Here is a 12,046-nt window from a genome sequence, read left to right on the forward strand (position 1 = left end):
GTCTTCTGAGGGCCCGGGAGCGGGCCCTCCTCGGTGCTAGTGCGCGTCGGCGATGTGGTGCGTACCGATGCGCTTGCGGAACACCCAGTACGTCCAGCCCTGGTAGAGCATCACCAGCGGAGCCGCGATGGCCGCGCACCAGGTCATGATCTTGAGGGTGTACGGGCTCGACGACGCGTTCGTCACCGTGAGGCTCCACGCGGGGTCGAGCGAGGACGGCATGACGTTCGGGAAGAGAGCCAGGAACAGCATCGCCACCGTGGCGGCGATCGTCACCCCGGACAGTCCGAAGGACCAGCCCTCGCGGCCCGCCCGGATGGCCCCGATCGCCCCGACGAGCGCCACCACGGCGACGCCGGCCGCGACCAGGCTCCCGGTGGAGCCCTTGTCCGCCTGCGTCCAGACCAGGAAGGCGAGGGCGAGGACGGCGGTGACCAGGCCGAGCTTGAAGGCCAGGGCCCGCGCCCGGCCCCGGATGTCCCCGACCGTCTTGAGCGCGGCGAAGACCGCGCCGTGGAAGGTGAAGAGGGTGAGCGTGACCAGGCCGCCGAGGAGCGCGTAGGGGTTGAGCAGGTCCCAGAAGCCGCCGACGTACTCCATGTCGCGGTCGATCTTCACACCGCGCACGATGTTGCCGAAGGCGACGCCCCAGAGGAAGGCGGGGATCAGGGAGGTCCAGAAGATGGCCTGCTCCCAGTTGCGCTGCCAGTTCTCCTCGGGCCGCTTGGCCCGGTACTCGAAGGCGACTCCGCGGATGATCAGGCAGACCAGAATGATCAGCAGCGGGAGGTAGAAGCCGGAGAACAGCGTGGCGTACCACTCGGGGAAGGCGGCGAAGGTGGCGCCGCCCGCCGTGAGCAGCCACACCTCGTTGCCGTCCCAGACGGGCCCGATGGTGTTGATGAGCACCCGCTTCTCGGGCCGGTCGCGGGCGAGCAGCTTGGTGAGGACCCCGATCCCGAAGTCGAAGCCTTCGAGGAAGAAGTAGCCGGTCCAGAGGACGGCGATGAGTACGAACCAGACGTCGTGGAGTTCCATGCCTCGATCTCCTGAGCCTCAGTACGAGAAGGCCATGGGCCGGTCGGCGTCGCGGGTGTCCCCGCCGATCGTGGTGGGCGGGTTGAGGTCGTCCTCGGTCAGTTCGGGAGGTCCGGCCTTGACGTACTTGACGAGCAGGCGGACCTCGATGACGGCGAGGATCGCGTAGAGGAAGGTGAAGACGGTCATCGAGGTGATGACCTCGGCGGTGGAGACACCGGGGGAGACGGCGTCACGGGTGCGCAGGACGCCGTAGACGACCCACGGCTGGCGGCCCATCTCGGTGAAGATCCAGCCCCAGGAGTTGGCGATCAGGGGGAACGCCATGGTCCACAGGGCCACGAGCCAGTACCACCTGGTCAGACGGGGGCTGAGGGCCTGCCGCCTGAACAGGACCAGGTTCGGCACCTCGTCCTCACCGGTCCGCAGGTCCGGCGGCAGCAGGAACTTCTTGCGGGTCAGCCAGAGGCCGGCCATGCCGAGGGTCAGGGAGGCCATGCCGAAGCCGATCATCCAGCGGAAGCCCCAGTAGGCGACGGGGATGTTGGGCCGGTAGTCGCCGGGGCCGTACTTCTCCTGCTCGGCCTTGTTGACGTCGTTGATGCCGGGGACGAAGGAGGTGAAGTCGTCGTTGGCCAGGAAGGACAGCAGACCGGGGATCTCGACGGCGACCTTGTTGTGACCCTTGTCGACGTCGCCATAGGCGAAGATCGAGAAGGGGGCGGGCGCCTCACCGTCCCAGAGCGCCTCGGCGGCGGCCATCTTCATGGGCTGCTGCTTGAACATGACCTTGCCGAGCAGGTCGCCGCTGATGGCGGTGCCCAGGCCGGCGATGATCAGCGTGATCAGGCCGAGCCGCAGCGAGGTCCGCATGACGGGGATGTGCCGCTTGCGCGCCAGGTGGAAGGCGGAGATGCCGACCATGAAGGCGCCGCCGACGAGGAAGGCGGCCGTCATGGTGTGGAAGAACTGGGTGAGGGCGGTGTTCTGGGTGAGCACCAGCCAGAAGTCGGTGAGCTCGGCGCGGCCGCGTTCCTCGTTGATGCGGTACCCGACCGGGTGCTGCATCCAGGAGTTCGCCGCCAGGATGAAATAGGCGGAGAGGATGGTGCCGATCGACACCATCCATATGCAGGCGAGATGGATCTTCTTCGGCAGCTTGTCCCAGCCGAAGATCCACAGGCCGATGAAGGTCGACTCGAAGAAGAACGCGATGAGCGCCTCGAAGGCGAGCGGCGCGCCGAAGATGTCACCGACGAACCGCGAGTAGTCGGACCAGTTCATGCCGAACTGGAACTCCTGCACGATGCCGGTGACGACACCCATGGCGATGTTGATCAGAAAGAGCTTGCCCCAGAACTTCGTCGCACGGAGGTACTTCTCCTTCTCCGTGCGGACCCACGCGGTCTGGAGACCGGCGGTCAGCGCGGCGAGCGAGATCGTCAGCGGGACGAAGAGGAAGTGGTAGACGGTCGTGATGCCGAACTGCCAGCGCGCCAAGGTCTCCGGCGCAAGAGCGAGGTCCACGTCTTCTCCTTACATCGCCGTGGTGCATCGGCAGTTTGTCCCTTTGGTCCCCCATAAAGGGGACAAGTTGGACGAGCTTGTGAACGCGTTCACATTCACAAGCATTATGACTCATACGAAATCCGTACTGGCAAGCGGGGGTCCCCCTGTCGAAGGTCCGGTCTTCCCAAGACCTTCAACATATTGTTGAATCCGGGGCATGACCCTTCGGATTCACATCTCCTGGCCGGCCGGGCACACCACGGCCACCCTGGAGGACACCCCCACGAGCGCCGCGCTCGCGAGGGCCCTCCCGATCTCCTCCACCGCCCGCACCTGGGGCGAGGAAGTGTATTTCGACACACCTGTCTCGGTACCCCGCGAAGAGGGGGCACGCCAGGTCGTCGACCCGGGCACGGTGGCGTTCTGGACGGAGGGCGACGCCCTGGCCCTCCCCTACGGCCCGACCCCGATCTCCCGGGGCGACGAGAGCCGCCTCGCCAGTCCGTGCAATCTGCTCGGGGCGCTGGACGGGGACCCGCGGATCCTGGCCACCGTCAGGGACGGTGACCCGATCCGCGTCGAACGCGCGCAGGCCTGACCGGCCCCAGCGCTCCCCCGGGGGCTGCTCAGCCCTCCTTGCGGAAGCCCTCCGCCGCCTTCAGGAACAGGTCGTTCGCCTCGGACTCACCGATCGTGACGCGGACGCCCTCCCCCGCGAACGGCCGCACCACCACGCCGTGCCGCTCGCACTCCGCCGCGAAGTCCATGGTCCGCTCGCCGAGCCGCAGCCAGACGAAGTTCGCCTGGGTGTCCGCGACGGTCCAGCCCTGGGCCACGAGCCCCGCGTGGACGCGCTCACGCTCGGCGACCAGCGATCCCACCCGTCCGAGCAGCTCGTCCTCGGCCCGCAGCGAGGCCACCGCCGCGTCCTGCGCCAGCTGACTCACCCCGAACGGCACCGCCGTCTTGCGCAGCGCCGCCGCCACCGGCTCGTGGGCGACCGCGAAACCGACCCGCAGGCCGGCCAGGCCGTACGCCTTGGAGAAGGTGCGCAGCACGGCGACGTTCGGCCGGTTCCGGTACAGCTCGATGCCGTCCGGAACCTCGGTGTCACGGACGAACTCGCGGTACGCCTCGTCGATCACCACCAGGACGTCGGAGGGCACCCGGTCCAGGAAGCGCTCCAGCTCGGCCCGGCGCACGGCGGTGCCCGTGGGGTTGTTGGGGTTGCAGACGAAGATCAGTCGCGTCCGGTCGGTGATCGCCTCGGCCATGGCGTCGAGGTCGTGCACCTCACCCTCGGTCAGCGGCACCTGCACCGAGGTCGCCCCGCTGATCCGCGTGATGATCGGGTAGGCCTCGAAGGAGCGCCAGGCGTAGATCACCTCGTCGCCCGGGCCCGCGGTCGACTGGATCAGCGACTGGGCGATGCCGACCGAGCCGGTGCCGGTGGCGATGTGCGACACCGGCACGCCGAAGCGGTCGGCGAGCTCCTGCGTCAGCGCCGTGCAGGCCATGTCCGGGTAGCGGTTGAAGGTCGCGGCGGCGCCCACCACGCTCTCCATGACCCCCGGCAGCGGCGGGTAGGGGTTCTCGTTGGAGGAGAGCTTGAAGGCCACCGGCCCACCGGCGGCGGCCGGCTTGCCCGGCTTGTAGGTGGGGATGCCGTCCAGCTCGGCGCGCAGCTTCGGGCTGCCGGTGCTCGTCCCGCTGGTCTCGCTCACAGTGTGGCCTCCTCGACCGTCCGTACCACCAATACTCCTCACCTTATGAGGATTCGCCGCCGCTGCGAATGGCCTGTGGACAACAGGAGGGACACGCTGGGGAAACGGGACCCGTGACGGGCCGTACGGGACGGGGCGGAGGACCGCCCGCACGGACGGGCCCGGGGGCGGCCGGCCCCACCGGATGGGGCGGCGGCCGGCCCGGCCCTGCCGCGAGGGAAGGCCCGGCCGGGGGAGGGAGCGGACGGGCGAAAACCCCTGGGGGCGCGCAGCCGGGTGGCGCGCGCCGGTGGCGAGCGCCGTGGCGCGCGTCCCCCGAAGAGGTGAGTTGCGACCACTTGGCCGCGCCCGCCGCACGCCAGGCCCACACCACCCCGACCCCACTCAGTGCAGAAAGGAATCCCCAAATGCCTTTATTTGCAAGGTGATTCGTAAAATCGATCAAGCAGAAACGTGACTGTAAAGAGGCGCATATGCGGCCGTCCCGACCACCCCCGGTCGCCCTACTATCGGCTCGCCATGACAGCAGCAGGGAAGCACCAGGTGAGCCGGGCACAGACCCGGGGAAGCCGGCAGGGCCGAGCAGGCATCCGGGACGTGGCCGCCGCCGCCGGGGTCTCCATCACGACTGTCTCCGACGCGCTCAACGGCAAGGGCCGACTCCCGGACGCCACCCGCCGCCACGTCCGCGAGGTCGCAGACCGGCTGGGCTACCGCCCATCCGCGGCGGCCCGCACCCTCCGTACCGGCAAGTCGGGGCTCCTCGGCCTGACCGTGACCACGTACGGGGATGAACCTTTCACCTTCACCGAATTCGCGTACTTCGCGGAGATGGCCAGAGCCGCGACCTCGGCCGCGCTCGCCAGGGGCTACGCCCTGGTCATCCTCCCCGCCACCTCCCGCCATGACGTCTGGTCGAACGTCGCCCTCGACGGCACCGTCGTCATCGACCCCTCCGACCACGACCCGGTCGTGACCGAACTGGTCCGCCAGGGCCTGCCCGTCGTCTCCGACGGACGCCCCGCCGGCACCCTTCCGGTCACCGCCTGGGTCGACAACGACCACGAAGCCGCCGTCCTCGACCTGCTCGACCATCTCGCCGCCGCCGGCGCCCGCCGCATCGGCCTCCTCACCGGCACCACCACCGACACCTACACCCGCCTGTCGACCACCGCGTACCTCAACTGGTGCGAACGAGTCGGCCAGGACCCCGTCTACGAGGCCTATCCGGCGCACGATCCGTGCGCGGGCGCCGTCGCGGCCGATCGGCTGCTCGCCCGCCCGGACCGGCCCGACGCCGTCTACGGCCTCTTCGACCCGAACGGCACCGACCTCCTCGCGGCCGCGCGCCGCTACGGACTGCGTGTCCCCGACGACCTGCTGCTCGTCTGCTGCAGCGAGTCGACGGTCTACGCCACCACCGAGCCGCCCATCACGACCCTGTCCCTCAAGCCGCGCCGCATCGGTACCGCCGTGGTCCAGCTCCTCATCGACGCCATCGAGGGGGTCGAGACCGACGGTCCGGTCGAGCAGGTGATACCGACCGAACTCATCGTCCGCACCTCCTCGCAGCGGCGCCCGCCCCGCACGACGGTCAGCCCGCCGCGCTCACCCTCCAAGGACTGACCACCGGCCGAGGACCGGAACACGCCGGTCCTGGCCAGAAGGAGCCGTAAGGAGCCGCAAGGACTCGCGAGGGACCGGCCGAGGATCACCGTCCCGCCCCTGCCCGTGGGCGGTGACGGCCAAACCGGACGCCTCACCGGGTTGAACCCTGGACCGGACCTTCTCAATTCGGGCGAAACAACCGGTGAACCCGGAGTGGACCCGGATTCACCACCCCTGGTGCGTCACACAGGAGGACCCTCATTCCTATGATGGGCGGACGACACCGCGGACCACCCCGACCAGGCCGGTCCGCGATGTGCAGGGCATCGCGACGGTGGTGGAGGGGTCGATGACTCAGGGGGCCGGGCAGGAGCCCGTGGTGCGCACGGCGACATTGCGTGACTTCCGCGTACCGCCGTACGCCCGCGTGCCCGTTCAGGGCCACGCCACCGAACCGCCGACGGGCGACCAGCCCCCGGCCGCGTCGCCCCCGCCGGCACCCCCCGTACCGCCGACGGCTCCACCCGCCCCCGCTGCTCCCCCGGCCTCCGCCCCGCCCCTGCCGCCCACGGCACCGGCGCACACCGCCGCCCCGCGGCAGGCGGATCCGCAGGCCGCCCCGGCACCGCGGCCCGTCCCGTCGCAGCCGCACGCGCCCCAGCCGGCGACGCCGCAGCCGACCGCGCCCGATGCCCACGCGCCGATGCCCACCGCGCCGCAGCCCGCCGATCCGACCCTGCACCTCGGCCGGGTGCCCGCCGCCGCGTACCCGGACCCGGCCGGTTCCTCCTCCATCGTCACCGTCGCCACCGGGCACCCGGGCAACGCCTTTCCCGAGGGCCAGGCACCCGAGGGCTACACCCCGACCGAACGCGACCTCCCGGTGATCAACCGCGGCGACACCGTCCAGGTCCACGTCACCCAGGCCCCCGCGCCCGCGCCCGCGCCGGGCGCCGCCACCGGCGAAGGGCCCGGACCGCTGTACGTCGTCGGTGACGTCCACGGCTACCTCGACGAACTCGTCGCCGCCCTGTACGCGCAGGGCCTCATCGACGAGAACGGCGGCTGGGCCGCGGGCAACGCCCGCCTCTGGTTCCTCGGCGACTTCACCGACCGCGGCCCCGACGGCATCGGTGTCATCGACCTGGTCATGCGGCTCTCCGCCGAGGCCGCCGCCGCCGGCGGCTACTGCAAGGCCCTCATGGGCAACCACGAGCTGCTGCTCATCGGCGCCAAACGGTTCGGCGACACACCGGTCAACTCCGGTGCCGGCACCGCCACCTTCCAGGCCGCCTGGCTCCTCAACGGCGGCCAGAAGACCGACATGGACCGGCTCCAGGACGTCCACCTCCAGTGGATGTCCCGGCTCGACGCCGTCGTGCGGGAGGACGACCACCTCCTGCTGCACTCCGACACCACCGCGTACCTGGAGTACGGCGAGACGATCGAGGACGTCAACGACACCGTCCACGAGATCCTCAACCGGAACGACGCCGACGAGGTCTGGGACCTCTTCCGCAAGTTCACCAAGCGCTTCGCCTTCCGCGACGACGGCGGACCCCAGGCCGTGCAGGAACTCCTCTCCACCTACGGCGGCCACCGCGTCGTCCACGGCCACAGCCCCATCCCGTACCTCCTCGGCCAGGTCGGCGCGGAGGACGGCGAGGACTCCTCTGGCCCGGTCGTCGACGGTCCGCACGTGTACGCCGACGGTCTCGCGATCGCCATGGACGGTGGCGTGACCATGGCCGGAAAGCTGCTGGTCGTCCAACTCCCCCTGCCCGCCTGACGCGTCACCCTCCGCACCCGGAAAAGTCGAATTCCGGAAACTCCCTGTCAGCGCCCACGGTCCCCGCAATACCATCGGACCATCCGCAAGCAGGCTCTCCTCCGTTTCCGCCCAACCCGCCGCTGCCTGCGGCGCTTCGGGCCTACGGAGCATCGGGGGATGCACATGAACGTGGCTCCGCACCTGCTGACCGAGGACCGCGCCGAGTACGAGCGGGTCCTCGACGACGCACTGCGCACCGCCGGGACACGGCCGGAACTCGACGGTCTCGGCAGCCGGCTGACGAGCGCCCAGCTGCGCTCCATGGCGCTGAACGCGACAGCGCTGATCGCCGCCGCGGCGGCGAGCGAGTACGAGCACTTCGTCAGGGTCCGGGAACAGAGCCGGGCCCCCGCCGCACCCCGGCCGCCCACCTCCGCGCACGACGGCCCCGGCCCGGGCGTGGCCGCCATCATCACCGTCATGGTGCCCGTCCTCGCCGGCTCGGCAGCCGCGATCTTCCTGCTGGTCGGGGCGGTGCTGCACGCCCTGGCCCCGACCGTCGTGTTCGGCGGGACGCTGCTGACCGCCGGCCTCGTCTTCGGCGCCATCGCCGCCGGGGGCCTGCTGTGCGCGGGCGCCGGGCTCCTGGTCACGGCCCTCCGCAACAACCCGGCCGCGGCGGACCGCGACGACCCCGCCCCGGCCGACGAACTCTCCCTGGCCCGCGAGGCCTGGCGCCGGGCCCTCCTGGAACGCGGCATCCTCCCCTTCCTCACCACCGCCCTCGCCGCCACGGCACCCGCCGACCCGGCCCCGGACGCGTCCACCCCGTGAGCCGTACGCCTCCCGACCCACGGGAAGGCCCCGTAGAAAGCGGAAACGGAACCGGCCGACGACTCCCCCCGAAGCCGCCGACCGGTCCCCCCGTCGTGCGGAGGTCAGTCCGCCAGCGGCAGGTACACCCTGTTGCCGCTCGCCGCGAACTCCGCCGACTTCTCCGCCATGCCCGCCTGGATCTCCTCGGCCTTCAGGTCGCCGCCGTGCTCGCGGCGGATGTCCTGGGAGATCTTCATCGAGCAGAACTTCGGACCGCACATCGAGCAGAAGTGCGCGGTCTTCGCCGGCTCCGCGGGCAGCGTCTCGTCGTGGAACTCACGGGCCGTGTCCGGGTCGAGCGCCAGGTTGAACTGGTCCTCCCACCGGAACTCGAACCGCGCGTCGGAGAGCGCGTCGTCCCACTCCTGGGCCCCGGGGTGCCCCTTCGCCAGGTCCGCCGCGTGCGCGGCGATCTTGTAGGTGATGACGCCCGTCTTCACGTCGTCCTTGTTGGGCAGGCCCAGGTGCTCCTTGGGCGTGACGTAGCAGAGCATCGCCGTGCCCCACCAGGCGATCATCGCCGCGCCGATGCCCGAGGTGATGTGGTCGTAGGCGGGCGCCACGTCCGTGGTGAGCGGGCCGAGCGTGTAGAACGGCGCCTCCTCGCAGATCTCCTGCTGGAGGTCGATGTTCTCCTTGATCTTGTGCATCGGGACGTGCCCGGGGCCCTCGATCATGGTCTGCACGTTGTGCCGCTTGGCGATCGTGTTCAGCTCGCCGAGCGTGCGCAGCTCCGCGAACTGCGCCTCGTCGTTGGCGTCCGCGATCGAACCGGGCCGCAGCCCGTCGCCCAGGGAGTACGTGACGTCGTAGGCGGCGAGGATCTCGCAGAGCTCCTCGAAGTTCGTGTAGAGGAAGTTCTCCTTGTGGTGGGCGAGACACCAGGCCGCCATGATGGAGCCGCCGCGCGAGACGATGCCGGTCTTGCGGCGCGCGGTCAGCGGCACGTACGGCAGGAGCACGCCGGCGTGGACCGTCATGTAGTCGACGCCCTGCTCGGCCTGCTCGATGACCGTGTCCTTGTAGATCTCCCAGGTCAGTTCCTCGGCCCTGCCGTCGACCTTCTCCAGGGCCTGGTAGAGCGGCACGGTGCCGATGGGCACGGGGGAATTGCGCAGCACCCACTCGCGAGTGGTGTGGATGTTGCGGCCGGTGGAGAGGTCCATGACCGTGTCGGCACCCCACTTGGTCGCCCAGGTCATCTTCTCCACCTCCTCCTCGATGGAGGAGGTGACGGCGGAGTTGCCGATGTTGGCGTTGACCTTCACCAGGAACCGCTTGCCGATGATCATCGGCTCGATCTCGGGGTGGTTGACGTTGGCCGGCAGCACCGCGCGACCTGCGGCGATCTCCTCCCGTACGACCTCGGGGGAGACGTTCTCGCGGATCGCCACGTACTCCATCTCCGGGGTGATCTCCCCCCGGCGGGCGTACGCGAGCTGGGTCACCGCCCGGCCCTCCCGGCCGCGGCGCGGCAGGCGGGGGCGGCCGGGGAAGACGGCGTCGAGGTTCTTCAGCCCGCCGCCGCGCGGCGAGGTGTGCTTGATGCCGTCGTCCTCGGGGCGGACCGGACGGCCCGCGTACTCCTCGGTGTCGCCGCGCGCGATGATCCAGTTCTCGCGCAGCGGCGGAAGACCCCTCCGCACGTCGGTGTCGACGGTGGGGTCGGTGTACGGACCGGACGTGTCGTACAGGGTCACGTCCTTGCCGTTGGTGAGGTGCACCTGACGGACCGGCACCCGCAGGTCGGGGCGCGAGCCTTCGATGTACCCCTTGTGCCAGCCCGGCGTCCGCCGCTCGGAGGCGTTCGCTCCCGAGGCGTTGTTCCCGGCGGTGTTCTCGCCGGAGGCAGGCGTGTGCGCATCCTGAATGGTCATGAGACCGAATCTCCCTACGCCGGCATTACCCGGTAACAGGTTCGGCGGTCGGCGCAGCGTGTCGTCAGCGCCCTCTCAGCCCGGTGCTCCGAGCTCCCGCGTGTGCAAAGGTGCCACCACGCTAGCGTCATCCCTGGCGTGCTGAACAGTGGGCCCCCGACGTTCTTGCGATGATCGGTCGGTGACTTCCTCGCAGCAGACCCCCGATCCGCACGACCACGGCCACGGTGCGGGCGGCCATGGCCACGGTCACGCACCCCCGCCCGTCCCCGCTCACGCACCCGGGCACGGGTCCGGCTCCGGCCACGGGCACAGCCATGCCCACGGTCCCGCCGCGCCCGTCTCGCGCCACCTGCGCAGGGTCATCGCGGCGGTCCTGATCCCCTTCGCCACGGCGGTCGTGGTCGGCCTCGCGGTGCTGTGGCCGGGCGGCACGCCGGCGCACGAGCGGACCGGCGTGGGTTTCGACCGCCAGACCGAGCAGGGCACGGTCGTCTCGGTCGAGCGGGTCGACTGCAAGGACGTGAACGCCGCCCAGGTGCCCCCGACCGGTGACACCTCCACCCCACAGGGCCGGGAGGCGGTCAACGCCCAGCAGGGACAGTGCGAGAAGGCGACCGTCGAGGTCACCACCGGAAAGGACAAGGGCCGCAGGTTCGTCGAGATCGTGCAGCCGGACGCCCCGCGCCAACTGGACCAAGGGCAGGGCGTCGTGGTGGCGTACGCGCCGGACGCACCCCGGGACCTGCAGTACTCGGTGACGGACGTGAACCGGAAGATGCCCATGGCACTGCTGGCCGGCATCTTCGCGCTGGCGGTGGTGGTGGTCGGGCGGCTGCGGGGTCTGATGGCGCTGGTCGCGCTCGCGGTGAGCTTCCTGGTGCTGACCCTCTTCATCCTGCCGGCGATCCTGGAGGGCTCGAATCCGCTGGTCGTGGCGGTGGTCGGGTCGAGCGCGATCATGCTCATCGCGCTGTACATGTGCCACGGCCTGTCGGCCCGCACCTCGGTGGCGGTGCTGGGCACGCTGATCTCCCTGATGCTGATCGGCCTGCTCGGTTCGCTGTTCATCGGCTGGGCCTCGCTGAGCGGCAACACCGACGACAACACCGGTCTGATCCACGGCCTCTACCCGAACATCGACATGTCGGGTCTGCTGCTGGCGGGCGTCATCATCGGCTCGCTCGGCGTGCTCGACGACGTGACGGTCACCCAGACCTCGGCGGTCTGGGAGCTGCACCAGGCCGATCCCGGGATGGGCCCGCGCGCGCTCTACCGGGCGGGCATCCGGATCGGCCGGGACCACATCGCCTCGGTGGTGAACACCCTCGTCCTCGCCTACGCCGGTGCGGCCCTGCCGCTGCTCCTGCTGTTCTCGATCGCGCAGAGCAGCGTGGGCACGGTGGCCAACAGCGAGCTGGTGGCGGAGGAGATCGTACGGACGCTGGTCGGTTCGATCGGTCTGGTCGCCTCCGTGCCGGTCACCACCGGGCTCGCGGCCCTGGTCGTCTCGGCCGACCGCCCGGGGGGCGCCGGCGGCAGGAAGACGGCGCCGGTACGGGGCGGGCGGCGGCGCCGGGCCAAGTAGGCCCCGGCCGCTCGGTACGGCATTCCCGGGCCGCCGGGAGCGGGTGCCCGGCGGC

Annotated in this window: 9 protein-coding genes and 1 riboswitch; of the genes, 5 read left to right on the forward strand and 4 right to left on the reverse strand. The window is 70.5% G+C overall.

Translation table 11 applies throughout. The annotated features are described in order from the left end of the window. Nucleotides 1-36 precede the first annotated feature (36 nt). Both cydB and ACFY60_RS04165 read right to left on the reverse strand, forming a co-directional pair. Entirely contained in the window at nucleotides 37-1,038 is a 1,002-nt protein-coding gene (cydB, locus tag ACFY60_RS04160; RefSeq protein WP_388609961.1) for a cytochrome d ubiquinol oxidase subunit II, read from the reverse strand. Between the two features lie 18 nt (nucleotides 1,039-1,056). Further along, on the reverse strand, nucleotides 1,057-2,565 hold the full coding sequence (locus tag ACFY60_RS04165; protein WP_388609959.1) for a cytochrome ubiquinol oxidase subunit I: 1,509 nt from the start codon (nucleotides 2,563-2,565) through the stop codon (nucleotides 1,057-1,059). A gap of 199 nt (nucleotides 2,566-2,764) precedes the next feature. Between ACFY60_RS04165 and ACFY60_RS04170 the strand changes: the two genes are divergently transcribed. Further along, nucleotides 2,765-3,145: a cyclophilin-like fold protein gene (locus tag ACFY60_RS04170; protein WP_388609957.1), complete on the forward strand. Its 381-nt coding sequence runs from the start codon at nucleotides 2,765-2,767 to the stop codon at nucleotides 3,143-3,145. A gap of 28 nt (nucleotides 3,146-3,173) precedes the next feature. Here the strand turns inward: ACFY60_RS04170 and hisC are convergent, their stop codons facing one another. Next, on the reverse strand, nucleotides 3,174-4,271 hold the full coding sequence (gene hisC, locus ACFY60_RS04175; RefSeq protein WP_388609955.1) for a histidinol-phosphate transaminase: 1,098 nt from the start codon (nucleotides 4,269-4,271) through the stop codon (nucleotides 3,174-3,176). A gap of 519 nt (nucleotides 4,272-4,790) precedes the next feature. Here hisC and ACFY60_RS04180 point away from each other — a divergent pair. From ACFY60_RS04180 to ACFY60_RS04190, 3 genes are all read left to right on the forward strand, one after another. Further along, nucleotides 4,791-5,897 carry a LacI family DNA-binding transcriptional regulator gene (locus ACFY60_RS04180; RefSeq protein ID WP_388609951.1) on the forward strand — a complete coding sequence of 369 codons (1,107 nt, stop codon included), beginning with the start codon at nucleotides 4,791-4,793 and terminating at the stop codon, nucleotides 5,895-5,897. Nucleotides 5,898-6,228: 331 nt separating this feature from the next. Continuing rightward, on the forward strand, nucleotides 6,229-7,668 hold the full coding sequence (locus tag ACFY60_RS04185; RefSeq protein ID WP_388609949.1) for a metallophosphoesterase: 1,440 nt from the start codon (nucleotides 6,229-6,231) through the stop codon (nucleotides 7,666-7,668). 159 nt (nucleotides 7,669-7,827) lie between these two features. Continuing rightward, complete coding sequence (locus ACFY60_RS04190; protein ID WP_388609947.1) at nucleotides 7,828-8,484, forward strand: hypothetical protein; 657 nt, start codon at nucleotides 7,828-7,830, stop codon at nucleotides 8,482-8,484. Between the two features lie 104 nt (nucleotides 8,485-8,588). Here ACFY60_RS04190 and thiC read toward each other — a convergent pair whose 3' ends face one another. Then, nucleotides 8,589-10,403, reverse strand: a complete 1,815-nt coding sequence (thiC, locus tag ACFY60_RS04195) for a phosphomethylpyrimidine synthase ThiC (RefSeq protein ID WP_388609945.1) — start codon at nucleotides 10,401-10,403, stop codon at nucleotides 8,589-8,591. Further along, nucleotides 10,398-10,513, reverse strand: a riboswitch (TPP riboswitch). Its footprint overlaps the gene before it by 6 nt. 71 nt (nucleotides 10,514-10,584) lie before the next feature. Here thiC and ACFY60_RS04200 point away from each other — a divergent pair. Beyond that, a complete protein-coding gene (locus ACFY60_RS04200; protein WP_388609943.1) occupies nucleotides 10,585-11,991 on the forward strand; it encodes a YibE/F family protein in 1,407 nt (468 codons plus the stop codon). The last annotated feature ends 55 nt before the right edge of the window (nucleotides 11,992-12,046 follow it).

Source organism: Streptomyces sp. NPDC012827 (genome assembly GCF_042900905.1).
In the GTDB taxonomy this organism is placed as follows: domain Bacteria; phylum Actinomycetota; class Actinomycetes; order Streptomycetales; family Streptomycetaceae; genus Streptomyces; species Streptomyces gulbargensis.

What these genes read in the sequence shown, in the direction of transcription:
- cydB (WP_388609961.1), bottom strand. Translation starts at nt 1,038, where the DNA reads ATGGAACTCCACGACGTCTGGTTCGTACTCATCGCCGTCCTCTGGACC.
- ACFY60_RS04170 (WP_388609957.1), top strand. Translation starts at nt 2,765, where the DNA reads ATGACCCTTCGGATTCACATCTCCTGGCCGGCCGGGCACACCACGGCC.
- ACFY60_RS04180 (WP_388609951.1), top strand. Translation starts at nt 4,791, where the DNA reads ATGACAGCAGCAGGGAAGCACCAGGTGAGCCGGGCACAGACCCGGGGA.
- ACFY60_RS04185 (WP_388609949.1), top strand. Translation starts at nt 6,229, where the DNA reads ATGACTCAGGGGGCCGGGCAGGAGCCCGTGGTGCGCACGGCGACATTG.
- ACFY60_RS04190 (WP_388609947.1), top strand. Translation starts at nt 7,828, where the DNA reads ATGCACATGAACGTGGCTCCGCACCTGCTGACCGAGGACCGCGCCGAG.
- thiC (WP_388609945.1), bottom strand. Translation starts at nt 10,403, where the DNA reads ATGACCATTCAGGATGCGCACACGCCTGCCTCCGGCGAGAACACCGCC.